The organism is Paenibacillus sp. Y280, assembly GCF_056786335.1.
Genome location: NZ_JBXCIW010000001.1, coordinates 291,135 through 316,960, shown reverse-complemented (window position 1 = coordinate 316,960; position 25,826 = coordinate 291,135). Strand labels below are relative to the sequence as shown.

Genomic DNA, 25,826 nt, shown 5'->3' with positions numbered 1-25,826 from the left:
TAACAAGCATTCTTTTGCGAAAGAATAGCAAGTGCTTATAATCGAAAAATGGTGAAGCATGAATTCCTGCTCCACCATTTTTTTCGTTATGCGACTAAAGCGCGGTTCTCTGTGCAACTGGCAGCCTGCGCCCTTTGCCGTAAGGAATGCAAAGCGGCGTTCCAAAGATTGGATCGGTCGTGATTTGGCATTCCATCTCAAATACGGAACGGATGAGCTGCTCGTTCATAATGGCTTCCGGCTTGCCTTGGGCATGTATGCGGCCGTCTTTCACAGCTACGATATGATCGGCATAACGGCAGGCAAGATTAATATCATGCAGAACCATCACAATCGTACGATTCTCTTGCTCGTTCAAGTCATAAAGCAAATCAAGAATCTCTATCTGATGAGCCATATCCAGATAGGTGGTCGGCTCGTCAAGCAAAATGGTCGGCGTGTTCTGAGCAAGCGTCATGGCAATCCAAGCACGCTGACGCTGACCGCCGGATAGCGAGTCAACAGTACGGGAGGAAAGCTCGTTCATATGCGTTGCCTCGAGTGCCTTCTTTACCATCTTCTCATCCTCGCGTGACCATTGCTGGAGCCAGCTTTGGTAAGGATAGCGTCCTTGCTTCACAAGCTGGTGAACGGTAAGCCCTTCCGGCGCGAGCGGCCCTTGCGGCAAGATAGCGAGACGTTTAGCGATTTCCTTGCTGGATAGCTTGGCAATTTCAGCGCCATCAAGCAGGATTGAGCCCTCCTGAGGCTTTAATAGTCGGGCAAGCGAACGAAGCAGCGTTGATTTGCCGCAGCCGTTGCTGCCGATGAACACCGTAATTTTACCTGGAGGAACGAGCAAGTCGAGATTGTTGAATATCGCTTTTTGACCGTAGGATAAGGTAAGGTTTTTTGCTTGAATGGAGGACATGAGGACCACTCCTTTTTCTTTTTCAATTTATATACATGCATGTCTTAAAGCTAATTATGATCCGTTTCGGTGACGATAAAGCAAATAGATGAAGAACGGCGCGCCTATGGCTGCGGTGAAAACGCCAGCGGGAATATCAAGCGGAATGAACGCAATCCTTGCGATCAGATCCGAGAGCAGCAATACGAGCGATCCGATTAAAGCGGATACGGGGATAACTCCTCCGTAAGACGGCCCTACAAGCTTTCGAGCAATATGCGGTGCCATTAGGCCGATAAAGTTGATGGCTCCGCCGATAGCAACCGCTGCGCCTGCGAGCGCCACGCTGATGATGAGAAGAATCGTCCGTTTCACTTGGACCGAGCTTCCTACGCTTGTTGCAACCTCATCTCCAAGCTCCTGTACATTAAGATGCCGAGCGAAGATCAGAGCGATTGGTAGAAGGACGACAATCCAAGGAAGCAGCGTAGCAACATCCCTCTCCCACGACACCCCATATATGCTGCCCGTCATAAACGTAAAAGCTTTGACTGCAACGGCTGTAGGCGTAAAGGATGCCGTTAGAATAAGCATATAGGTCAAGGCAGTTAGCGCAGTTGCCATCCCAATACCGACAAGAACGAGCCTAAGCGGCGTAACTCCTTTGCGATAAGCGAATAAATAAATTAGAAAAGCAGTGGCAAAAGCTCCTATAACTGCACTCAGAGGCATAAAGCGGATGCTCACATGCGAGAAGTAAAGGATGAATATGACGGTTCCGAGCGATGCGCCGCCGGTTATTCCAATAATGTCGGGCGATGTCAAAGGGTTGCGTACAATGCCTTGCAGCAACGCTCCTGACACTGCGAGCGCACTGCCTACCATCACAGCAATCAAAACGCGCGGCATTCGAAGCGATAATATTATCATCGAATCAGCTGAGTCAGCGGTTCCAAAAAATGCGCGAATGACGGTGATCGGACTTATCATCTTGCTGCCAAGGCCGACACAGATGACGACTGCTGCTGCATTCGCTATAGCTAAAAATAGAATGATCATTATTGTCCGGCGGTTCAACTGGAAGGAATGTCTGCGGCCTCTAAGTGTAATCCATTTGTTCATATTAGGATTGGCCTCCTCTTCTAGCGATAAAAACGAAGAAAGGAACGCCTATGATCGCGGTCATAATGCCTACGGGAACTTCCTTCGGAAAAGAAATGTAGCGTGAGCCGATATCGGCCGCCAGCAGCAAAATACCGCCATACAATACGCAGTAAGGAATAACCCAGCGATAATCTATGCCTACCATGTAGCGCATAAGATGAGGCACGATGATGCCTACGAATGCGATCGGACCAGCCATAGAGACCGAGCCGCCTGCGAGCAAAACGATGATGATACCAGCTGCTAATTTAATATAGATCGTTTTTTGCCCCAGCCCTACGGCGACATCCTCCCCGAGTGCCAGCACATTCATATGTCTTGCAAGCACGATTGCGCCAACTAAGGCAATCCCCATGTATGGAGCGGCAGCAGTGAAGATAGGCATATCGCGCCCAGATACGGAGCCAACAAACCAGTAGAGTACTTGATCGAATGTTTGACCGCTCGTAAGCAGCAAGCCTAGCGATAGAGACGAGAAGAACGCGGTCAATGCTGCTCCTGCCAAAGTAACCTTGAGCGGCGTCAGGCCGTCGTTGCCAATTGAGCCAAGCGTATAGACGAGCACTGCTGTGAAAGCAGCGCCGATGAAGGCGAGAGTAGCGAACGTCGTTAAGCCGCTTGCGCCAAAAAAGGCCGACCCTACGACAATGAAGAATGCTGCTCCTGAATTAATGCCGAATAGGCTTGGCGAAGCCAGCTGGTTGCGCGTAATCCCTTGCATGAGTGAGCCCGCTACAGCAAGGCTTGCGCCGGTAATGGCAGCGATAAGCGCGCGCGGCATTCTAGCCGTCTGAATAATGAGATGCTCCTGAGAGCCATCGAACGCATTATAGGAAGCGAGAATGGTTCGCCAGCTGATATTGGTTACACCGAAGGCGATGCTGCAAATGATCCCCGCAACAAAGAGCAGCAATCCAACAATAAGCCCTGCTACCTTCTGGGAGCGCGTATGTAATAATGTATCCATAAATGCCTCTTTCCTCAGTGTCCAGTATGAATGACTGTGCCTTAGCCCTGTTTCATGCCAAGAGACTAAATATTTTAATGGATGAGCTTAATATTTTCTGTTATTGAATAAGTTATAGCTACTAAAACATTTTAGGGTATCGAATACATAGTGTCAATGATGTTGAAAATCATTATCATTCGTTATTGACTTTGCCTTGAACAGCTGATATAGTTTCGTTTGGGATAACAATGAGAATGATTTTCATCGAAAAGGGGATAGTATACAAATGTTACATTTATTGAAGAAGAAATTCACTTGGACTGCTACTACGATGCTGCTTGCTTTTGCCGTAGTCGTATCGGGCTGCGGTCAATCCGGGTCAAACAATAGCAACGGAAATGCGGCAGCTCCTGAACAATCAGAAGCGCCGAAGACTGAAGAGGCAAGAGTAATTACGCACGCAATGGGCGATGCGAAGGTTGAAGGCACGCCGGCACGTATCGTAGTGTTGACGAACGAAGGAACGGAAGCACTTCTAGCGCTTGGCATTAAACCGGTAGGCGCAGTTAAATCATGGACAGGTGATCCATGGTATGAGCACATCAAAGTGGAAATGGAAGGCGTTACGGAAGTCGGCGAGGAGAGCCAGCCGAATATGGAACTGATCGCTAGCCTAAAGCCAGATCTTATTATTGGTAATAAATTGCGCCAAGAGAAAGTTTATGATCAGCTTAAAGCAATCGCGCCAACTGTCTTCTCCGAGACGCTTCGCGGGGCATGGCAATCCAACTTCCTGTTGTATGCAGATGCAATCGGCAAGAAGGCTGAGGGAGAAAAAGTCATTGCTGATTATGATAGCCGCACTGTCGACTTTAAGTCTAAAGCAGGTGACAAGCTGAATCAGAAAGTGTCCGTCGTTCGTTTCATGGCAGGCAAAACCCGTATTTATTTAGATGATACTTTTACTGGCATTGCATTCTCCAAGCTTGGCATTACACGTCCTGATAACCAAAAATATAAAGACACCTTTGTTGAAGAAATTACGAAGGAGCGTCTTCCTGAGGTAGACGCGGATATGCTCTTCTACTTCACGTATGAGACTGGTGACGGCAAGGGAACTGCGATGGAGGAAGAAATGCTGAAGGATCCATTGTGGCAAAGCCTGCAGGTTGTGAAGAACAACAAAGCCATTCGAGTGAGCGATGCGATCTGGAACACAGCAGGCGGCGTAATTGCAGCTAACCTTATGCTTGATGAGCTTTATAAAATTTATGAAATTCAATAAATAATTTATGAAAACAGCCGGAAAATACTCCGGCTGTTTTTATTTATTTAGGTTATTTTGCGTAAATGGTATCAGAAAATAGGTATATGCGAATCATTTAGCTATCACAATGCATGATGAATTGTTGCACGGGTGCATAAAAGTGCGCACCTGGTAAACACTGTTTCTCTAGACCCACATAGGTTCTCTCGGGTATGATACCGATAGGTTATTTTATAAGGCTTAAAAATATATACGTTTTACGCTTGGGAGGGTATTGAAACTGGATCAGTATGAAGAAATAAAACAGGGCGAGAAGGGTGCCTGGGTAAGTATAGCGTCCTACTTGGCACTCTCTGCGATTAAGCTTGGCGCAGGCTACTGGTTCGTGTCAGGGGCTCTCGTTGCAGATGGCTTTAACAACCTCACGGACATCGTTGCATCGGCAGCTGTATTGATTGGATTGCGAATATCTCAGAAGCCGCCGGACAAGGATCATCCGTATGGACATTTTCGGGCAGAGACGATTGCAGCGCTGGTTGCATCATTCATTATGGCCACAGTCGGCATTCAGGTATTAATCGGGGCTGTTAAATCATTGTTTGCTTCCGATCATCATATTCCAAATTTAATGTCGGCTTGGGTAGCATTGTTCGCGGCTATATGTATGGGCGGCGTCTACATATACAATCGGAAGCTAGCCCTTCGCATAAATAATCAAGCATTGTTAGCTGCTGCAAAAGATAACCTGTCGGATGCGCTTGTCAGTATTGGCGCGGCTATCGGGATTATAGGGGCGCAATTTGGCCTGCCGTGGCTTGACCCGGTTGCTGCTTTAGCGGTAGGCGTTATTATATGTAAAACGGCTTGGGAAATTTTCTACAGCTCTACACATGCGCTTACGGATGGTTTTGACGAAAACGAGCTTTCTTCCCTGCGCGCAACAATCGCTAAGACGAAGGGCGTCAAAACGATAAAGGATATTAAGGCGAGAGTGCATGGCAGCCATGTGCTCGTGGATGTGATTGTACAGGTTGATCCCGGGCTTACATTGATTGAAAGCCATCGGATTAGCGACGAAATCGAGAATCGTATGGGCCGCAAGCACAATATTATGAGCGTGCATGTTCACGTCGAGCCGCATGAGCTTGTGGAGAGGGTAGAGGTAATTACGACGGAGAAGCATTAAGAAAAGCGTGAAGGCCGGTTAGGGGAATACCCTGACCGGCCTTGATTGGGTTTAAGCGATTTCGCCTAAATGGTTAAGAATCTATTTGTATAGTTGTACTTTCGGTTTGTTTAATAGGTTCGGATTTAGCTGCTGCTTCCTTCTCAGCCAGCGCTTTTTTCTTGTTGCGTCTTTTGCGAAGGAAAAGATATACGACTATGATCGGAACTGCTCCTATGAAAATATATAAGGAAACATCCTTAACCATGCTTTCCGCGGCCTGTCCATAAAAGTAAAATAACGCACCAACAATATAAAATTTCAATCCTCGACCGATTGCTGCGTAGCCGATCAATCGCCATAAAGGAAAATTCAAGCAGCCGGATAAAATGGTAAACACTTTGAATGGAATCGGTGTGAACGAGCCGATTAGAATAGCGGCTTCGCCGTTCTTCTGGAACTTTTCTGTAGCGGCATCGATCCATTCTTTTTTCAGAAATTTATATAGGACTGATTTACCCATTATTTTTCCTAGATAATACCCAACTGGTGTGCCTAAAAGACAGGCGATATAGCCCACTGTAGCTAGCCAAAGTGCTGTAGATGGATTTAGTAAGCTTAATGAAACTTGAAGAAAGAGAGCGGGAATAGGGAAAATGACTGCATCAAGAAACGAATGAATAAACAACCCCAGCGGCCCGAAATCTTTTAAAAAGTCAACTACAGCTTGAAACATTACCAGGCTCCCTTTCCATCAACTTACCTGCACATAAAGCCTGCTTATCGAGTTATGCCATTTGGAACTTTCCCTATGTGCTAACATATGCTGCAGCTTGTTGAAAAAGCGCTTTAACGCTTAATATTTTAATTATAGCACAATTGATACGGTTAAAAAGATGATAGTTGTCATGTGTTTGTTGAAAATTAGCAAATTCGAGTATTTGAGTTTAGTTCTTAGGATCTATATCCAGATTAATAAAGTCATAAGAACGAATACGTATATCCTGCTCTCAGGTTTCATCAACTTTTTTTATGTTTTGGCTGGATTCGATAAAAAAAGCCCCTTGTCCAAGGGAGGAATCCCATAACAAGGGGCTTTTGCTTAATGATTGTTGCTATAGTGCTACTCCCGAGTCTGACGGCGCGATACGCCGCTGAGCTGTGCAGCTTGAATGACGCGGCGACGAACCTCTTCAACGACTCTTGCGTTGAATACGCTTGGAACGATGTACATAGGGCTTAGCTCATCGTCGCTGATGACAGAGGCGATAGCTTCGGCAGCCGCGAGCTTCATCTCTTCATTAATCGTTGTGGCGCGGCTGTCCAGCGCTCCTCGGAAAATGCCAGGGAAGCAAAGAACGTTGTTAATTTGATTCGGGTAGTCGGACCGTCCTGTTGCGAAGACGGCAACGATATCCTCCGCCGCCTCAGGTCGTATTTCTGGCTCTGGATTTGCCATCGCAAATACGATCGGGTCCTTTGCCATCGTCTCAATATGGGCGCGAGTTAAAATGCCGCCAGCCGATACGCCAATGAATACATCGGCTTCAATAAGTGCTTCAGCGAGCCCGCCGCTGCGGCGCTGCGGATTCGTATTATCTGCGTACCACTGCCACATCGCATTATCGTAAGTGCGGTCTGCGGTTAAGATTCCTTCGCGGTCCACGCCGATGATATGCTGAGCACCGCCCGCGAGCAGCATTTTGGTGCATGCTGTACCAGCAGCACCGATTCCGCAAATTACGATGCGGGTTTCGCTTAAGCTGCGCCCAGTGAGCTTAAGCGCATTAAGCAGACCTGCATACAAGACGACCGCCGTTCCATGCTGATCATCGTGAAAGACGGGGATATCAAGCTCGTCCCTTAGCCTTTGCTCGATTTCAAAGCAGCGCGGTGCCGAAATATCTTCGAGATTAATGCCGCCAAAGGCCGGAGCAAGGTTCTTGATCGTTTCGATTATCGCATCTGTATCCTGCGTGTCCAGGCAGATCGGAAACGCATCAACATCGGCAAATTGCTTAAACAGCATCGCTTTCCCTTCCATTACCGGCATTGCGGCATAAGGACCGATATTGCCAAGACCGAGCACGGCGCTGCCGTCGGAAACGACTGCGACCATATTTCTTTTTACGGTAAGCGTGAAGGCTTTGGAAGGCTCTTCGAAAATAGCTTGACAAACTCTAGCGACATCCGGCGTATAAACACGCGACAAATCGTCGCGGTTCTGAATAGGCGTTTTTGGCTGGATCGTAATTTTTCCACCGAGATGCAGCAGGAAGGTACGGTCGGAAATATGGACTAGCCTGATACCGACTAATGATTTGAGCGCCAACGCCAGTCGATCGCCTGCGCCTTGCTCCGTAATTTTGACCGTTAAGTCGCGCAAGCTTTTGTTTTTGTCCGTGTGTATGACATCGATAGCGATGATGTCGCCGCCGGCTTTCTCGATTGCTGTAGCCGCTCTTCCAAACTGCGCGATATTCGTATCGATTTCAACCCTCAAAATAATCGTTTTCCCGTCTGTCATATGCGAACTCACAATAAACGGCCCCCTTTATCAGTTATCATTTTTGGATAAGGACGAACATTTTATTCTTCTTTCTTTTTATATAAAGAAAGCCGTCACTGCATAAGGCGCAGGACAGCGTTCGGACAACTCGTCGGGTCGTATTGTTGGTTTCGCTTCGTTAGTAGACTGTGCCTGAATTGACCTGAGGCATAGGGCTCATGGATAAGAGAGAGCCAGCGATCGACAGTATCGTTCGAATCGAGCATTTCGCCAAAGCCGTTGCTAATAAAGTATTCACAGTTCTCTTCCTCTTGGCCGGGGATCGGTTCATAGAACAACATTGGAATTCCTTTGCTCATTCCCTCGGTGCAGGTCATGCCGCCAGGCTTCGTAATAAGGAGATCCGACACATCCATCAGCTTATGGACCTCGCGAGTGAAGCCAAGAATTCGGATGTTCGGATGCTGAAACAGCGGATCGGCGAGCATTTTTTCCTTCATTTTCTCGTTCGAGCCGACGCAGTAAATGAGCTGAGTACTCTCCCGCCATTTGGTCATATACTCAAGGGCATTATCCTCATACATAATTCCCCAACCGCCGCCCATAATGAGTACTGTAGGCATATTTTTCAACTCAAACTGCTTCCTTACCTCTTCCTTATCGTATGTATGCCAGAAATTCGGATGAACGGGTATGCCTGTTACTTCAATTCGATCGTTTGTGACGCCTTTTTCTATCAGTCGATTTTTTACAAGCTCGCTGGAGACGAGATATCGATTGACTTCCTGACTTACCCAGGACCCATGTGCGTCGTAATCAGTAATAAGCGTGTATAGCGGAACTTCCAGTCCTAGACGCTTGAGTCTGGCTACAACCGAATTTGGACCCGGATGCGTGCATACAATTAAATCCGGCTTGAGCTGTGAAATGACTTGAGACGTTTGGGTATAAAACATACGATGAAGCGCAAGCTGTGTAAGGCGATTAAAAGATTTTTTATAGTTGCTGCGGTACATAAGACCAACCATCTTTGGCTGTTTGTTTACCGTTTTGCGATATGCAGATATGATCCATGGACCAAGCACCGGATTAAGAAATTTTCCAAGCTCGATAACGCGGGTCTGAATTCCCGGACTTAACTGCTTCAGTCCAGCAGCGAGCGCATAGGCAGCTTGAGTATGACCGGAGCCAAAGCCTTCAGAGAGCAGAAGCACTCTTTTCTTACGCATTCATTCCACCTACTTTTCTAATTCCATATTACGATGCAAGTGCGACTAACACAAGTTTTATCCGATAGGGTTGCGAATATTGAGGTGGATAATCTATCCTTATATGCAGATGTGCATATTATTATGATATGTATCCCTACTGTCAACTATATTTACATATAATTTACAAGGAAATAAAAAAATAACCAGCAAGGATGTGGCCAAATGGAATCATTTAATCAGGAAGATCAGAGCATGAAAATAGGAGATCACGTTCGTGCGGAAGTCCGCTCCGGGCAGTATATAGGCGAGCTAATCGAAATAAACGGGCCGCGCGCGCTCGTAAAGGTGTTAGCCGTGCTGAAGCATCCCGAGCAAGGTGACCTTCATAATCCTTACAACCCGGATGTTCCTATGTTTCACGAGCGGCGCGCGCTTAGCTATACGGAGAAAACGACCGTTCTGATGCGTGATGTGAAGCGGTTTACAGGAAGCATTCCAGAATACGGCGCTTCGTTAAGGACTGCCGCTGAAGCGGAAATCGCCGGTCTGGATCGATTGCACCGCTGGGCTGCCAAAGGGCTTGAGCAAATGCAGCAGCTTCTCAAGGAATACAAGTAATATTATTTATTAATGAAGACGGTTTTTAAGGTATCGCGATACACAACTTGATATTGCAAGCCCTCGGATATAGCGGCAAGCGGGACGTATAGCGTGCTTGCTTTGCCGCTTGAATGTATGAAGGCCGGCGGCGCTTGGAGCGGCTTAGACACCCCATTGCGCTTAAATGCTGTCGAATAGGCGGTAATTTCAACCGTTCCGCTTTGCAGCTTGATGGACGCTGTCTGTGTTGCGGCGTTCCATTTAATTGCAGCCCCAAGCGCATCCGTTATGCTGCGAAGCGGCACGTAGGTTCGATTTTGCACGAGAAGCGGCTTGTTTGAACCTATGAGCTCTTTCCCTTTGACAACAATAGATACGGGCACTTTGCTCTCTCTAGGCTTGACTATTCGGTAATCGCTCCAAATGGCCTTCGCAAATGCTTTCCCCATTGCCGCATAGCCGGCTTGAGTAGGATGAATATCTCCCTTGGCAATTGAAGTGAAGCTAAGCTCATTGTCAATAAATGAAGAAGCGACGTTTGCGATGCGAACATGAAAGTCATCCTCCGTTAGACGCTCCGACACTAAATGAAGACGCTCGCGAAGCTGCTTGACGCTATCAAGAAGAAACAAACGATCAGCCTCGGGATACAATGGGAAAAATAGCTCTCCGACCTTAATCGGCGGCGGGATCGGCAAATATTGATCTGCGACGACGACCTCCGCTTTCGGCTGCAGGCTCAGCATCAATCGAAGCGCAGCTTCAAGCTCTGATTCGTAATTGGCAAGCGTGCTCTCACGCACGGCTGCTGCTTCCACTTGATCTGCTCCGGCTTCCAGCTTCGCAAGGACGTTGTACATGTCATTGCCGCCGATCGTCATCACGATCAAATCGGCTTTCGTTAATGCCGCTCGAAGCTGCTTCGTTTTAGCAAAAATGCGATCTGCCCGCGGGTCGGGAAGGATGCTCTGTATATCCGAGCTCTTCACGCTCGCTCCGCTTGCGACTGCCTCCATCCATCGCTTCAGTCCTGTTGTCTGCAGCCCTAGCACGCCATAATTGGTGTATTCCGTGCGAAGTCCATGGAAAAGAGCTTGTTCATAGACATGCTCTGCAAACCCATATGGAATCGATTGCTCTGTAAAGCCGAACTCGTAGCCTGCTGTGACGGAATCGCCAACTGCGACGATTTTGTAAATATTCTCTTCAATAACTTTTTCTGATTGCGGGGCGGCATATGCGACAGCTAAGAAGGCTGAATCAGCAGGAAGACTTCCATTTGGGGCAGCCTTAAGAGGATGGGCAAGCGCTAACGTCATCGAACCGGCAATAACGACTGTGGCCGCCGCGCGCAGCATCGCTTTCCTAAACTTGCTATACAAAACGCACACATCCTTCTGATAAAATAAAATGAAATTGTAAATGAGAACTTATGATATGCTTATTATTCTTGACGAAACGGAGGCTGTACGGCCAAAAGGCCGACATTCGAGGTATGCAATTGTAGTAAAATAGTGCAAATAATTATGAAAATATTAAATTGATTCCGCTATGGGCTGGTGTTAAAATAATATAATAATCGCAATGTCGCGGTAGAGGCCCGGTATATGGTCGCTTAAACGAACGGCGCTCATTAAGTCGAGCTGCTGGCCGTTTAGCTTATGAATGGCAAGGAGCAGGCCGATGCGCCTCGCTGACTACCATTCTATGATAAAACAAGCCAAAAATGAAGCGTAATGCGTATTCATCGGAGCTTATTTACAACATGTTCACGCTTACCCAAAAATCTTCTCATAGAAAGGTTGCACACAATGAAAGAACATATTTTGGGATTGCCGCCTAAGCAGGGGCTCTATGATCCGCAGTTCGAGAAAGATGCATGCGGCATGGGCTTTGTGGCCAACATTAAGGGAATTAAATCACACAAGGTCATCCGCCAAGCGCTGATGCTGCTCGAGAATATGGAGCATCGCGGCGGTCAAGGCAGTGAACCGAATACCGGAGATGGAGCAGGTATTTTGCTTCAAATTCCGCATGCTTTTTTTGCAGCAGAATTAAAGAAGCAAGAGCTTGAGCTTCCGGCCGAAGGCCATTATGCTGTCGGTATGATCTTTATGCCGCAGGATGAAGCTGCCCGCAATGCAATTGAGCGTGAAGTGGAGTCGATCGTTCAAGAGGAGAACCAATCGGTAATCGGTTGGCGTACGGTACCGACGGATGACAAGAAGCTGGGTGAATCCGCATTAGCGGTGAAGCCGTATGTTCGTCAGCTATTTATCGGCATGAATGATAGCTTGAAGGACAATATGGCATTTGAACGCAAATTATATGTGATTCGCAAGCGCGCAGAGCTTGCGATTCGTTATGCCGGCAAAGAAGGCGGCAATATGTTCTACTTCTCGAGCTTGTCCTCGAGAAAGATCGTTTACAAAGGGATGCTTACGACTGAGCAGGTTCGCTCGTTCTACACCGAGCTTAATGACGAGTCGGTAGTATCGGCAATGGCGCTCGTTCACTCCCGTTTCAGTACGAACACGTTCCCAAGCTGGGAGCGCGCGCATCCATTCCATTACATGATCCACAACGGCGAGATTAATACGCTGCGCGGCAACGTAAACTGGATGCATGCCCGCCAAACCTTGTTTGCAACAGAATTGTTCGGCGACGACATCGAGAAAATCAAACCGGTCATTAACCCTGACGGCTCTGACACGGCGATGTTCGACAACACGCTGGAGTTTCTGTTCTTGTCCGGTCGTTCGATGGCACATGCAGCGATGATGATGGTTCCAGAGCCTTGGTCCAACCATGAGAGCATGAGCGACGAGCGCAAAGCATTCTACGAATACCACAGCACTTTAATGGAGCCGTGGGATGGACCGGCAGCGCTTGGCTTTACTGACGGCGTAAAAATCGGTGCCGTGCTTGACCGCAACGGTCTTCGTCCAGCCCGTTACTATGTAACGAAGGACGATCACATTATTTTGGGCTCCGAGGCTGGAACAGTTGAAATTCCGCCAGAGGATATTCTATACAAAGACCGCTTGCGTCCTGGGCGCATGCTGCTAGTTGATACAGAGAAAGGCCGCATCATCTCCGATGAGGAAGTGAAAGCGGAAATCGAAACGGAGCATCCTTACCGCGAATGGCTTGATGAGCATCTCGTTGATTTGGAAGACCTACCGGAAGCGCCGGAATTGCCGGAGCCGAACCACGAAACGGTTCAAATGAGACAACAAGCCTTCGGATACACGTTCGAGGATGTTCGTAAAGTGCTTGAGCCGATGGCTGGCAGCGGCGCGGAGCCAATTGCTTCGATGGGCTACGACGCACCGCTTGCGGTATTGTCAGAGCGTCCGCAGCGCTTGTACAATTACTTCAAGCAATTGTTCGCCCAAGTTACGAATCCACCGATTGATGCGATTCGTGAGGAGATTATTACGGCGACTGGCACAACGATCGGCCCTGAACGCAATTTGCTTAACCCGGAGCCGGAAAGCTGCCGTCATATCAAATTGGCTACGCCGATTTTATCCAACGAGCAATTCGCTAAGCTGCGCCATGTGCGCCGTCCTGGCTTCCGTTCGATCACGCTTCCGATCTTCTTCCCTGCGAATGAAGGCGAAGCAGGCCTGCGCGCTGCGCTAACTCAAATGTGCGAAGCTGCTGACCGCGTTATCGCGAAGGGACACAACCTGCTTATTCTATCTGATCGCGGCGTCGACAAGGACAATGCTGCCATTCCGGCTTTGCTAGCGGTATCGGCCTTGCATCATCACCTTATTCGCCAAGGAACTCGTACAAAGGTAGCTCTATTGCTTGAGTCGGGCGAACCGCGTGAAGTGCATCACTTTGCGCTGCTGCTTGGCTACGGCGTAAGCGCCGTTAACCCATACCTAGCGTTCGAGACGCTTGACGATATGATTCGTCAGGGCATGCTTCGCGGCGTATCGCATGACAAAGCAGTCAAAAACTTTATTAAAGCAGCTACTAAAGGCGTTATTAAAATATTGTCAAAAATGGGTATTTCAACTATTCAATCCTACCGCGGCGCACAAATTTTCGAAGCGCTCGGCTTGAAAGAGGATGTCATTAACGAATACTTCACATGGACACCGTCCCGCATCGGCGGCATTGGCCTTGATGTAATCGCAGAAGAGACGCTTAAGCATCACAATCGTGCATTCGCCGAGCAAGAGGGCGGAGAGAAGGAGCTTGACTCCGGCGGCGATTACCAATGGCGCAAAGACGGCGAGGACCACCTGTTCACGCCGCAAACGATTCATACGCTTCAAATGGCTTCGCGTTCGAACGACTACAAGCTTTACAAGAAGTTCTCAGCGCTTGTACAAGGCGAGGACAAGAAGCATTTAACGCTTCGTTCGCTGCTTAAGTTTAAGGAAGGCCGCCAATCGGTGCCTCTTGATGAAGTAGAATCACTTGAATCCATCGTGAAACGGTTCAAAACAGGCGCGATGTCGTTTGGCTCAATCAGTAAAGAAGCGCATGAGAGTCTGGCTATTGCGATGAACCGTCTAGGCGGCAAGTCGAATACAGGTGAAGGCGGAGAAGATCCTGCACGTTTCATTCCTGATGCGAATGGAGATTCAAGGCGCAGCGCAATCAAACAGGTTGCATCCGGACGTTTCGGCGTAACGAGCAACTACTTGGTAAATGCAGATGAAATTCAAATTAAGATGGCGCAGGGCGCTAAGCCTGGTGAAGGCGGACAATTGCCTGGCCTTAAAGTATATCCTTGGGTAGCCGAGGTTCGTGGTTCAACGCCTGGTGTGGGCCTAATCTCGCCGCCGCCGCATCACGATATTTATTCGATCGAGGATTTGGCTGAGCTTGTTCATGATTTGAAAAATGCCAACCCGCGTGCTCGCATTAACGTGAAGCTCGTATCGGGCGTTGGCGTAGGAACAATTGCGACTGGCGTAGCGAAAGGCCGTGCAGATGTTATTATGGTCAGCGGCTATGACGGCGGAACAGGTGCTTCACCAATGGGCTCGATCCGTCATGCCGGTCTTCCGTGGGAGCTTGGTCTTGCAGAAACCCACCAGACGCTAATGCTGAACAAATTGCGTGACCGCGTTGTCCTTGAGACGGACGGCAAAATGATGAATGGCCGCGACGTTGCAATCGCAGTGCTGCTTGGAGCCGAAGAATACGGCTTCTCCACTGCTCCGCTCATCGTGCTAGGCTGCATCATGATGCGTGTATGCCAATTGGACACATGTCCAGTAGGCGTTGCAACGCAAAACCCAGAGCTTCGCAAGAAATTTATGGGCGATCCTAGCCATGTTGTCAACTACCTGCGCTTCATTGCAGAAGAGCTGCGTGAGATTATGGCAGAGCTTGGCTTCCGTACCATTCAAGAAATGGTTGGACGCGTCGATATTTTGGAAACGAAGCAGCTTCTTGAGCATTACAAAGCAAAAGGCATTGATCTTTCGGGCTTGCTGTACGAAGCGGAGCTTCCGCAGAATGCCGTACGCTATAATATTCAAGAGCAAAACCATGGACTTGAGCTGTCGCTTGATATGCAGCAGCTTGTTCCTCTTGCGCAGGCTGCGCTTGAGAACGGTGAGCGCGTTCGCGGTACGTTCCCGATCCTGAACACGAACCGTGTAGTCGGAACGATTTTGGGCAGCGAAGTCACTCGTCGTTATGGCGCGGCTGGCTTGCCTGAGGATACGATTTCTTATCACTTCGTTGGAACAGCTGGTCAAAGTTTTGGCGCCTTCGTACCAAAAGGCATCACGCTATCGATCGAGGGCGATTCGAATGACTATGTCGGAAAAGGCTTATCGGGCGGTAAAATCATCGTAGCTCCGTCACCAAAAGCAACCTTCGTTGCTGAGGATAACGTTATTATCGGCAACACTGCGCTGTATGGCGCAACTAGCGGTCAAGCGTATATCCGCGGTGCAGCAGGCGAACGCTTCGCCGTACGGAATAGTGGAGCAAGTGTTGTCGTAGAAGGCGTGGGCGATCACGGCTGCGAATATATGACAGGCGGACGCGTTGTCATTCTCGGTAACACGGGACGCAATTTCGGTGCAGGTATGTCCGGCGGCGTCGCATATGTCTACGATGAGAAAGGCGATTTCTACAACCATTGCAATTTGGAAATGGTACTGCTGGAGCGTATTGAGGATTCGCTTGATATCGCTGAGCTGCGTGGCTTGATTGAATCCCATGTACAGTATACAGAGAGTGCTTTCGGTTCCCGTATATTAAATGACTGGGATGTATCGTTATCGAAGTTCGTCAAAGTCATTCCGAAGGACTACAAACGCATGCTTGAACAAATCCGCAAAGTCGAGGATACCGGCTTAGTGGGCGAAGAAGCATTGCTTGCAGCCTTTGAAGCAAACAAAAAAGAGCTTGCTCGCGCAGGTGGCAAATAATAATACCAGACTAATAATGTTATAGATTTAATAAAAGGTTAACAAAAGGGACTGTCCCTGAAGTAGATACGCTACTTCAGGCGACAGTCCCTTTTGTTTTTCGACAAAATGCCAGTAAATTAGAAGAAAGCCGCACCCACTAACCGACATATTCCATCCGAAGGCTCGGGTATAATGATGTTATAATTTCTTTCATTGTCATTACACGATGAGGAGCCGGTCGTATGTTGAGAGATGAACTAGAAATGTCGATCGAGGATGATGCACAACTATCGAAGGTCACCACACTTGAAATAAATGAAATACTTGATCAAATCGGCATTCCACAAGAAAGGTGGATTTCAAAGAAGGACGTTAACGCAATAAACGCTCAGCTCTAATAAAAGCAATAAAGCGTTTGGTTTCATCCAGAGTCAGAGTCCGTCCATCTATGCTTAAATGATAGGTTTTTAATAACTCTTCATCTGATAGCTCGAGATGGTCGACGAAGGCTCTCACATCATCGGTTAGTGTTTGCTGAGGGATTGAAGTCCGACCTACCAAAAAGTCGACTGTGACCTGAAATAAATCCGCGAACCTCGATAATGTTTCGGTGTCAGGCTCTCTTCGATTTTTCTCATAATGCGATAAAGCCGCTCGTGAAATGCCAAGCGCTGTGGCGGTTTGCAGTTGCGTCCACCTCCGTCCGTCCCTCAATTCTGCAAGCCGATTGCCTATGCTCATCAAACTCCTCCTGTCTTAGAAAGGCTGCTAAGTCTATATTAATACGGAAACGCAGCAATTGCATTCATTTGCTGCAAATTATAAGTGACTATAATCATTTTTGTTATTAGGTATGATGGAGGAAACCCAGCATGGCGACGAATTCAAATGATCTCTCGCGCGCCCACATCAGGCTTCGCTTCACAGAAGGCGTAAAAGCAGAGCTTAGACTAATAAGCAAAGATGGGCAGATGCTCACTCCCTCGACGACTACGGTACAGCTGCTTAACTTAAGCCCAAATGGCCTATGTTTCTTATCTGGCCTGCAGCTGCCGATTCAGCACAATTATTCCGTAGAGCTTCGAATGACGATTTCCAATGTACAAATTAATGTGCGCGGCCGAATCGTATGGAATTCGAAGGCTGATAATCAGTTTGCACATGGCGTCCTTTTTGAATGCTCGAATACGCTCCGTTCTTTAATTATTGGCGTGATGAATCAAGAAATACTGGAATGCCAGCCGCAGCAGAAAAAAATACATTATTTATACAGCAGACTACTAAATACAAAGCGCATGCATTACAGCGGCTAGCTTGTTTGAGTATCTGTAATTTGGTAAGCGCTTGATAGAAGGGGGACAAGCTTTGAAGATCATATTGTTATCAGGCGGATCTGGAAAGAGATTATGGCCCTTAGCAAATAGTAAGCGTGCGAAGCAATATTTACCGGTGCTCGAAGGCCCGCGAGGCAGCATGGAATCTATGCTGCAGCGCTTGTGGCGTCAGCTAGATGAAGCGGATCTGCAGGAGCATGTCCGCATAGCGACCTGCCGCGAGCAGGTAGAGCTATTGCATACACAAGTTGGTACAGAAGCACCGCTTATTATTGAACCTGAGCAACGAGACACCTTTCCGACAGTGGCGCTCGCTGCCGCTTATTTGTATTCCATCGCCGGTGTATCTTTAAGTGAAACAGTCATTATAATGCCAGTTGACGCATATGTTGATAGTGATTTCTTTTCATACATAAGAAGGCTTTCTAAGCTGTCAAGAGAGAGCAGGTCAGAGCTGCTAATGGTTGGGACAAGGCCTAGCTTTCCATCCGAGCAATACGGGTACATCGTACCTGAATTAGCTCCCTATCAGGAGGATGAGGGCATAAGCGAGCGCAAGGTGCTAACATTTATGGAAAAGCCCTATGAGGCAGAAGCGAAATCGCTTATTGCAGACGGGGCATTTTGGAATAGCGGCATCTATGCCTTTTCGCTTGATTTTATGATTGCTATGCTTATGAACCGCGGTCTTCCTATTCATTACGATGAGCTGTATAAGCAGTATTTTAAAATCCCGCGAGCAAGCTTTGAAACTGAAGTTACACAAAAAACATATTCTCGATCTGTTGTAGGTTATGATGGCGATTGGAAGGATTTAGGCACCTGGAAAACATTATCGGAGGAAATATCGTTTAATCGATTAGGCATGGGTGAAGTGTCAGAGGATAGCGAGCAATCTCAGCTTATTAATAAACTGGACATTCCAATCTCGATTATTGGCTTGAAAAACGTGATTGTAGCCGCAAGTCCGGACGGAATTCTAGTAACAAGCAAAAATGCAGGCGCCATTCTAAATGCAAAGCTGCAGTCGATGAATGAACAGCCTAAATATGAAGAGCGGCGCTGGGGACATTATAGAATTATTGATACAGCAATAATGGCATCAGGTTTACATAGCGTGACGAAGCGTATCTTTATTGCTGCAGGACAGAACATCAGCTATCACTTGCATTTTAGACGAAAAGAGGTGTGGACGATTTTAGCTGGAGAAGGGCTGATTGTTATCGATGAGCAGTACAGCCAAGTTGGGCCAGGTGATACGATAATCATCCCAGAACGTTCTAGACACTGCCTGCGTGCGTGTACGGATGTTGAGCTCATTGAAGTGCAGACAGGTCAGCAAATACTTGAGGATGATGTCATCAAGCTAGGCGTTACATGGGATGAGATTACTAGTCAATTAAATATGGCGTAGGAGACTATCGTATGCATCGGAATGAGCTGACTGTCATTATTGCGAAGGTCGTTGAAAAGCGAGGCTCTATTGATGTCACATGCTACGGCAACGATATGTTTCCATTTTTACAAGATGGGAATGTGACGACGTTCGTTCGTGTACGCGAAGAGGAGCTGCAGATCGGCGATGTGTGCTTGTTTGAAAATAACGAAGGACACCTGTTGCTTAATCGAATGATTGAGATAAAATATGATCAGCAGTCAGCAAGCTATACATTCCGAGGCGATACATGCGATGTGCCGGAGCGGCCAGTAGCCTACTCCAAAATTATAGGGAAATTAAAAGCTGTTCACCGCGATGGAAAAGTGTTGTATGTCAATCATTGGCGCTCGAGGCTTCTCGAGGCTGCGGTGCTTCAAATTCCGTTTTGGCCAAAGGTTTCTAGATGGATTGCAAATCGACGTTATGATCGAACATCTGCCATTTAACGCATCATGCATCATGCATACGTTAGGAAGAGGTTGATACAGTCATTACGAAAGAGAGAGGGAGCGATCTATCGGATGATATGTTCAAAGGACCGTTTTTATTGTGTTAGTTGCGGAGAGATGGTAGCAAATCCTGAGGCAGATATATTGTTTCGGACAGGATTTTTCCGAGTGGTACATCCAATGGGTTATTGCTTAACATGCAGCGTGGAGCAAGATAAGCTGGATGCTATAGTAGGATCGCCGGGTAAGACCAGTAACTATGACTATAAAATGTTCCTTCGCGCAGATGCGAAAGTTGCCGAACATGTTATACAACCCTATCGCGTGAATGATGATGAGAGTCTCTGCCCTACAGTCTAACTGTAGAGCGGAGGCTTTTTTTGCAAACTACCAATTCTTTCCTGAATCGATTATAATGAATGAGATTTGGATCTTTTTGAGGAGGAGCTATGAGATGGAGCAGCCTATTGTTAGATTGCAAAATGTAACTAAAAAAATCGGTAAAAGAACGATTATTGATCGGTTGACGCTTGATTTGCCTCTTGGCGAAGTATTCGGTTTCCTTGGTCCTAACGGATCAGGCAAAACGACTACCATTCGCATGATGGTTGGCTTAATGTCATTGACTGAGGGCGAAATAACGATTAGCGGACATAGCATCACGAAAAACTTTGAGAAGGCTATTCGCCATGTTGGAGCGATTGTAGAGAACCCCGAGATGTACAAATATTTGAGCGGGTATGATAATTTAATTCATTATGCGCGTATGATTCCCGGTATTACAGAGCATCGTGTCAATGAAGTCGTGAAGCTTGTGGGCCTTGAAGGGCGAATTGGCGACAAGGTAAAAACCTACTCGCTTGGCATGCGGCAGCGTCTTGGCGTTGCGCAGGCAATCTTACATAAACCGCAGCTTCTTATTTTGGATGAGCCGACTAATGGTCTTGACCCTGCCGGCATACGCGAGCTGCGTGATTACTTGCGTCTGCTCTCCAAGGAGGAAGGCATTGCCGTATTCGTATCGAGCCATTTATTGTCCGAAATGGAGCTTATGTGCGACCGCGTCGCCATTATCCAAAACGGCAAGCTGATCGACGTTAGAACGATTCGCGGCGAGCATGCTGCCAAAGTAAATACGCGAGTTGTTATCGAAGTTGATCGTCTGCAAAGCGCTATCGAGGTTATCCAGGCTGCTGGATTTGCAGGAGAGCTTGAGGGTGAGAATACACTCGCTGTCGAGGCGGACAAGGAAGGCACAGCTGCGATTAACGCTTCGCTTGTATCAGCGGGCATTAAAGTATATGGCATCCGCGCGCAAGTCAAAACGCTTGAAGATCAATTTTTGGAAGTAACGGGAGGGGAACGCATTGGGTAATTTCTTGCCGCTTATTCAAAATGAAAATATGAAAATATACAGTCGTCCCCGCACATGGGTAATGTCAGCCATTTTAGTGCTTCTAGTATTAACGATATCTATATTATGGCTGGTTTTTGGCGGTAGGGACACATCGATGTGGGATGTCGTATTTTTAGAGTCTTCAATTTTGTTTTTGCTTGTAACGATATTCACGGTAGTTATCGCTGCCGGCGGGGTTGCGGAGGAGTTTACGAGCGGGACGATTAAGCTGCTGCTGATCCGTCCATGGTCGCGGTCGAAAATATTGCTTTCCAAATATATTTCGATCATTCAATTCGCTATTTTGCTCGCTATTCTATTGTTCGCAAGTACATTGCTGGTGAATTGGATTTGCTTTGGCATCAACGCATCGCCTGATGTGAGTCCAAATTTTGTAGGCGAAGAAGGATCTAATCCAATTGCATATATGCTGAAGTATTATGGCTTAACGTTAATCTCGCTCGTCGTTACGGTTACACTTGCTTTCATGCTCTCGACAGTGTTCCGCAGCAGCGGACTTGCTATCGGTATGGCTCTGTTTCTTCTGCTTGGGGTTAACAGCTTTATTGGCCTAATTGCGATGCTCGATTACAAATGGATCGATTATTTGTTGTTTGTCCATTTGAACCTTACGCAATATTTAAATGGCAGCCCGATGCGTGAAGGCATGACCTTAGGCTATTCGCTAAGCATACTGGGTGTCTATTACGTCATATTCATTGCATTGACCTGGTATATATTCAATAAGCGTGACGTTGCAACCTAAGCTTCATCTTTAGCAAAAAAGCCGTTCCTGCTGTGTCATCCTCTGAAGGAAGACAGTAGACGAACGGCTTTTTATTTTAGCTGATTATCCAGCTTGTCTAGATTTTTCTTTAGACTCTTTGGCATGAATAGGAGTTGTATCGGATTCCGGATGTGCACGGTTTTTGACATCCGTAACCGGATCCATATGGCACATGCCGTTAAGTCTGCCTCCATCTTGGATGATGAATGTACTAGCTGTAATCGTACCGGTTAAATGACCGGTAGAGGTTATGATGAGCCGTCCTTTCGTAACGATATCGCCGTACACTTTGCCAGCTATCGTAATATCTCTTGCTGTAATATTCGATCTTGCAATGCCGCATTCTCCAATGATGACATCAGCCTTGCATTCAATATCGCCACGGAATTCACCTTCAATGCGCAGACTTGCCTCGCAGTTCATTTTGCCCTCACTCACCGTGCCTTGACCGATCAGTGTATCGGTTGCCGCGAGCCGTTTGTTGTCTTTAAACATAAATTTTAATCCTCCTTTATTAGCGCCAGAAATGTAATGGGATTTACGGGCTCATTTTTTTGCATGATCTGAAAATGCAAATGCGGACCCGTGCTTCTGCCGCTTGAGCCTAATAAGCCGATTTTCTCGCCACGGACGATCTCGTCGCCTTTACTCGCTTCGACCTCCTTTAAGTGCATATAGGCACTCTGTAGGCCTCCTAGATGGTCGATCACGATATAATGGCCAAGAGAGCTATTGAACCCTATTTCGGATACAGTGCCGTCTGCTGCGCTAAGTACGGGATCACCAAGCTTGCCTGTTATGTCAATGCCTGCATGGAACGTAGAACGTCCGGTAAAAGGATCGCTGCGATAACCAAAACCGGATGTAAGCAGCTTAGAGCGTGTCGGCCAGGAGGAAGGATAGGCATCTACAGTGGACCTTGTTGCTTGGGCCAACTCATAGGTTAGCGCAAGTGTTTCCTCCATCGTCTCGACCATCGTGCCGAGTGAAGCGAGTTCATGGCTGGTATTTTGTGCGAGTAATGAAAAGCTTATAGATTTTTGTTGACTAGTGGAGTAACTACTGGAAATAGTGGGCGTAGACGGCAGCGTTCGAGAGGATAGATCTGATGTTCTTTTTGGTGCTAGGTAGGCAGATGGATCTACTCTATTTCCGTAGTTTTTAATGAATTGCTTCAGCTTGAGCTCAAGCTGCTGCAATTCATCAATCTTCGCTTTCATTTCAAGGGTTTGACGCGATAGCCCGAGTATTTCTTGCTGCAAAGATGTGATTGCTTTGTCTTTTGCGGTTACGGTTTGAGCAAACTCAGCATCCTGATTAGACAATTGTTCCTCCAAAAGATGCAGCTCATAGGCTGACTTGATTTGGAGGCCCCCAATGCAGCCCGTAACCGCTAAAACCGCTGCCGTAGGCGCGGCAAAGACAGATCGCTTTGATATGTGAAATTGCTTCACAGTTTTATCCGCGCCGCGCATCACGACAAAGGACCATTTTGGATTCCTCGCTCGTTTCAATAGCCTACTCCTTCCGGCTGAGCTCATACAGGATCGATCAGAACGTTCTAATGCTATTTATTCTTGGAAGCAGTAAAACATGCCATAAAACTTGTGCGAAAACAAGAAAGACTGCCAGCCATGCACGAATGGTGCGGGCGGACAGTCTTAGGAAATGCTAGTGAGGTTAAGCTAACAACTATTGAGCTTCTACTAGCTCTATCTGTGCAATGGCTTGCTCAATAGCTGGCGTGATGGCGAAGGAGCGGCCCTGCTGCTGCTCAGCCGGCAAGGCTGCGAGCTGACCGATTCTTCTATTTATTTCATTAGTGAGATCAGTTACACGCTGTGCGTACTGCTTTGCCTTGTCACCGTTTTGTTCGGAAAAAGCGATCTGATTTGCTTTTACATAAGAAATTATCGAAGCCTCATAAAGAGTGATGTCCCAAGGGAACTTGGTGACACCCTCGTCAAGTATAGCAAGTGATTCTTCGAATTGTCCCTTTTGTTGAAGAAGACGATATTGCGCAAGGAGAAGACCGCGGTTATAAGAGTCTGAATCTCTACCTTGCGTAACCGTGTCAATGGCTTTATCTAGATAGGATGAATCAGATGTTTGTTTGTAAGCCTGCTCCAGCCAATCTGCCATCGTTAACGAGAAAGCCGCATGCTTAGGCGATGCATCGATTGCTTCATTTAACATCGGCACCAGCTGGTCTAAAGGCGTTTGCTGCTGAACGGCTAACGAATATACATCAGTGTATTTATGAACGGCGCTATTTTCCCGAATAGCAATGACGATCAGGAATAGGGACAGTAGAGCAAGAACTGCTGGATAAGCAGCCTTTTGCCATGGGCGTACCGTCTTTCCTTTGAGGCGTTCAATTAAAAGCTTGCTGCTATAAGGAGCAAGCATACAGCCTAGAGAAATAAATACGAGCGCGCTAATAAACAGAAAACTCATATCAAAATCAATCGCGCTGTGAATGAGCAGTGAAAACGAAAGAATAAAAAAGATAAAATGGCTGCCTCGCAGCTCGGGATAACGGATGAAGGATCGGATATATAAGCTGTAAACAAAAGCGAGCAACGCGAGCAAGGCGATTAAACCAATCCAGCCGGTTTCTACAAGCGTCTGAACAAAGAAGCTGTGCGCTTGTCTGCTCCAATATGGGTTGTTCTGATATTGCTCATACATCGCCTGCCATGCACCGCCGCCTCCGCCGAGAAGCGGATAATCCTCAGCGACATGAAGACCATCTTTGTAAAAGGTTAATCGCTCCAGTACGCTGTGCTGCTGTAAATTAATATTTTCAAAGCGTGCAGCAATTTTATCAGGTAACAAACCGCGGATCGCACTGCTGCCTAATAGAGCTACTATAGCAACCGCTGCTAGGACGATTGCGACGACGGGTACAGCAGCGAATGACCATTTCTTTGAGGATAGATTTGTAAGCTTTGCTTCAATGAAAGCATTGACTTTGGTGTGGTAAAGCAAAATCAGGCCTGCAGTAATGACCATTCCGAGCAGCAGAAGTCCCCAGTTTTGCAGCGGCAATGAGCTGAATAATGAAATTGGGCTTTGCGCTTTCGTTGCGGTCGGTTGAACCAATGCGGCAATGGCATCGGCATTCGTTGTAAGCTTTCCTAATATAGCCATTGAGACAACAACAGACAAAACCATAAATACGATGTATGTGATTTGTTTCGTCAACCGTAAAAACGGCAGTAGGATTAGCACCATAACAGGAATAACTACGATAGCGCCCCGCGAATAGGTGAACATGAAAGAAATCCATATCGGTACAAGCATAGCTGCATGAATGAGCCGTGCAGAAGGACGTATGCAGTGTGCGGCATAGTAGAGGCTAACTAAAAACAACGCAGCTAGGAAGCCGGCATAAGTGTTCGAATATTGAAAAACGGATGACAAACGATAGCCGTCATGAGCGAGCCATAGCGCATCTCTATAGTACATTTGGCCAAACAGATTCAATAAGCCGAAGATGACGATTAAATAGGATGAGAGCATAAGGGCATATTCAATCGTTTTGCGTGAAAGCTTGGAGTCTGCAAAATAGAGTCCGCTAATAAAGAGAGCAGCGAGCAAAAAATAAACGAGAGTCATGAACTGTGCATAATAGCTCGATACGGCTTGAAAGGAAGATAACCAATAAATGAGCGGAAGTGTCATGACAGCAATCGACAAAATACCTCGGTAACTGCTCAGCAGCGTGCTGCGGAACATGTAGGCAGCTGTTACGATCAGTACAACGTAGCCAAAGATGGCCGCACCATAGATCGCAGACTCGAAGCCTAACTCATAGCCGTTGAACAATCCTCGATTATAAGGGAAAATGATAAGAAACAGGGCAATTCCAATCGTGCCAATCCACCTCAAAAGCGATAAATCAGCGGTTATCGTCTCCGTACTGCTTTTTGAATTGTTTCGTGCGCTCATTCGTAAGTACTCCTCATCCATAGTTATGTATATATGAAACAGATATAGCTTCTTTTTGTATTTTATCAAATGGGGGAGTAGATTACTATAATAGAAACCATTAAAATGTATGGCGTTTACAGATTTGTAGGGAATGGGGGATTGTCGAAAAAGTATACATTACGCAAAATTTCTACAATTTGTTCGGTACTGGAAGTAGAATAAGGTATGAATATGGGAGGAACTTTGGTAAGATAACAAGGGATGAATAAGACATTTAAATCGAGATTTTGTGTTGGTATTTGGAATATTGATTAATATTATATCATGCTTAATA

The 25,826-nt window shown here is 46.9% G+C and carries 21 protein-coding genes; 10 read left to right on the top strand and 11 right to left on the bottom strand.

The genetic code is table 11. The annotated features are described in order from the left end of the window. Positions 1-94: 94 nt before the first annotated feature. Genes AC1TPC_RS01485 through AC1TPC_RS01475 form a run of 3 tightly spaced genes read right to left on the bottom strand, consistent with a single transcriptional unit; the run spans position 95 to position 3,020 of the window. Positions 95-910 carry an ABC transporter ATP-binding protein gene (locus AC1TPC_RS01485; RefSeq protein WP_482065095.1) on the bottom strand — a complete coding sequence of 272 codons (816 nt, stop codon included), beginning with the start codon at positions 908-910 and terminating at the stop codon, positions 95-97. Positions 911-964: 54 nt separating this feature from the next. Then, a complete protein-coding gene (locus AC1TPC_RS01480) occupies positions 965-2,011 on the bottom strand; it encodes a FecCD family ABC transporter permease (protein ID WP_482065094.1) in 1,047 nt (348 codons plus the stop codon). A gap of 1 nt (position 2,012) precedes the next feature. Beyond that, positions 2,013-3,020 carry a FecCD family ABC transporter permease gene (locus AC1TPC_RS01475; protein WP_482065093.1) on the bottom strand — a complete coding sequence of 336 codons (1,008 nt, stop codon included), beginning with the start codon at positions 3,018-3,020 and terminating at the stop codon, positions 2,013-2,015. A gap of 268 nt (positions 3,021-3,288) precedes the next feature. On the opposite strand from AC1TPC_RS01475, the gene AC1TPC_RS01470 reads away from it, so the two are divergent. Both AC1TPC_RS01470 and AC1TPC_RS01465 read left to right on the top strand, forming a co-directional pair. Beyond that, positions 3,289-4,287: an ABC transporter substrate-binding protein gene (locus tag AC1TPC_RS01470; RefSeq protein WP_482065092.1), complete on the top strand. Its 999-nt coding sequence runs from the start codon at positions 3,289-3,291 to the stop codon at positions 4,285-4,287. A 262-nt stretch (positions 4,288-4,549) separates the two neighbouring features. Then, on the top strand, positions 4,550-5,455 hold the full coding sequence (locus tag AC1TPC_RS01465; RefSeq protein ID WP_482065324.1) for a cation diffusion facilitator family transporter: 906 nt from the start codon (positions 4,550-4,552) through the stop codon (positions 5,453-5,455). Positions 5,456-5,528: 73 nt separating this feature from the next. Here AC1TPC_RS01465 and AC1TPC_RS01460 read toward each other — a convergent pair whose 3' ends face one another. From AC1TPC_RS01460 to AC1TPC_RS01450, 3 genes are all read right to left on the bottom strand, one after another. Then, positions 5,529-6,170 carry a YqaA family protein gene (locus tag AC1TPC_RS01460; RefSeq protein ID WP_482065091.1) on the bottom strand — a complete coding sequence of 214 codons (642 nt, stop codon included), beginning with the start codon at positions 6,168-6,170 and terminating at the stop codon, positions 5,529-5,531. A gap of 387 nt (positions 6,171-6,557) precedes the next feature. Beyond that, positions 6,558-7,961, bottom strand: coding sequence for an NAD-dependent malic enzyme (locus AC1TPC_RS01455; RefSeq protein WP_482065323.1), 1,404 nt, complete (start codon positions 7,959-7,961; stop codon positions 6,558-6,560). A gap of 95 nt (positions 7,962-8,056) precedes the next feature. After that, positions 8,057-9,172, bottom strand: a complete 1,116-nt coding sequence (locus AC1TPC_RS01450) for an MGDG synthase family glycosyltransferase (RefSeq protein WP_482065090.1) — start codon at positions 9,170-9,172, stop codon at positions 8,057-8,059. 204 nt (positions 9,173-9,376) lie between these two features. Here AC1TPC_RS01450 and kapB point away from each other — a divergent pair, with 204 nt between their 5' ends. After that, entirely contained in the window at positions 9,377-9,772 is a 396-nt protein-coding gene (gene kapB, locus AC1TPC_RS01445) for a kinase-associated lipoprotein KapB (RefSeq protein ID WP_482065089.1), read from the top strand. 2 nt (positions 9,773-9,774) lie between these two features. Here kapB and AC1TPC_RS01440 read toward each other — a convergent pair whose 3' ends face one another. After that, entirely contained in the window at positions 9,775-11,136 is a 1,362-nt protein-coding gene (locus tag AC1TPC_RS01440) for a stalk domain-containing protein (protein ID WP_482065088.1), read from the bottom strand. Between the two features lie 429 nt (positions 11,137-11,565). On the opposite strand from AC1TPC_RS01440, the gene gltB reads away from it, so the two are divergent. Together gltB and AC1TPC_RS01430 are read left to right on the top strand one after the other, a co-directional pair. Beyond that, a complete protein-coding gene (gene gltB, locus AC1TPC_RS01435) occupies positions 11,566-16,170 on the top strand; it encodes a glutamate synthase large subunit (RefSeq protein ID WP_482065087.1) in 4,605 nt (1,534 codons plus the stop codon). A gap of 224 nt (positions 16,171-16,394) precedes the next feature. Beyond that, complete coding sequence (locus AC1TPC_RS01430) at positions 16,395-16,550, top strand: hypothetical protein (RefSeq protein ID WP_482065086.1); 156 nt, start codon at positions 16,395-16,397, stop codon at positions 16,548-16,550. On the opposite strand, the gene AC1TPC_RS01425 is transcribed toward AC1TPC_RS01430, so the two are convergent. After that, the gene (locus AC1TPC_RS01425) at positions 16,525-16,893 is read right to left on the bottom strand and encodes a helix-turn-helix domain-containing protein (RefSeq protein ID WP_482065085.1); all 369 of its coding nucleotides are present in this window, start codon (positions 16,891-16,893) and stop codon (positions 16,525-16,527) included. The genes AC1TPC_RS01430 and AC1TPC_RS01425 overlap by 26 nt on opposite strands. Before the next feature lie 131 nt (positions 16,894-17,024). Here AC1TPC_RS01425 and AC1TPC_RS01420 point away from each other — a divergent pair, with 131 nt between their 5' ends. The 5 genes from AC1TPC_RS01420 to AC1TPC_RS01400 all read left to right on the top strand — a co-directional run bounded on the left by AC1TPC_RS01420 (position 17,025) and on the right by AC1TPC_RS01400 (position 21,535). Next, positions 17,025-17,465, top strand: coding sequence for a PilZ domain-containing protein (locus AC1TPC_RS01420; protein WP_482065084.1), 441 nt, complete (start codon positions 17,025-17,027; stop codon positions 17,463-17,465). A 52-nt stretch (positions 17,466-17,517) separates the two neighbouring features. After that, a complete protein-coding gene (locus AC1TPC_RS01415) occupies positions 17,518-18,900 on the top strand; it encodes a sugar phosphate nucleotidyltransferase (protein WP_482065083.1) in 1,383 nt (460 codons plus the stop codon). Positions 18,901-18,911: 11 nt separating this feature from the next. After that, the gene (locus tag AC1TPC_RS01410; RefSeq protein ID WP_482065082.1) at positions 18,912-19,370 is read left to right on the top strand and encodes a S24/S26 family peptidase; all 459 of its coding nucleotides are present in this window, start codon (positions 18,912-18,914) and stop codon (positions 19,368-19,370) included. Positions 19,371-19,827: 457 nt separating this feature from the next. Beyond that, positions 19,828-20,748 carry an ABC transporter ATP-binding protein gene (locus AC1TPC_RS01405; protein WP_482065081.1) on the top strand — a complete coding sequence of 307 codons (921 nt, stop codon included), beginning with the start codon at positions 19,828-19,830 and terminating at the stop codon, positions 20,746-20,748. Continuing rightward, the gene (locus tag AC1TPC_RS01400; protein WP_482065080.1) at positions 20,741-21,535 is read left to right on the top strand and encodes an ABC transporter permease; all 795 of its coding nucleotides are present in this window, start codon (positions 20,741-20,743) and stop codon (positions 21,533-21,535) included. Before AC1TPC_RS01405 ends, AC1TPC_RS01400 begins: the two co-directional genes overlap by 8 nt. A gap of 84 nt (positions 21,536-21,619) precedes the next feature. On the opposite strand, the gene AC1TPC_RS01395 is transcribed toward AC1TPC_RS01400, so the two are convergent. From AC1TPC_RS01395 to AC1TPC_RS01385, 3 genes are all read right to left on the bottom strand, one after another. After that, entirely contained in the window at positions 21,620-22,051 is a 432-nt protein-coding gene (locus AC1TPC_RS01395) for a bactofilin family protein (protein ID WP_482065079.1), read from the bottom strand. A 5-nt stretch (positions 22,052-22,056) separates the two neighbouring features. Next, entirely contained in the window at positions 22,057-23,070 is a 1,014-nt protein-coding gene (locus tag AC1TPC_RS01390; protein ID WP_482065078.1) for a M23 family metallopeptidase, read from the bottom strand. Between the two features lie 178 nt (positions 23,071-23,248). Next, positions 23,249-25,510 (bottom strand): O-antigen ligase family protein, encoded by a 2,262-nt coding sequence (locus AC1TPC_RS01385; RefSeq protein WP_482065077.1) that lies wholly within the window; start codon positions 25,508-25,510, stop codon positions 23,249-23,251. Between the last annotated feature and the right edge of the window lie 316 nt (positions 25,511-25,826).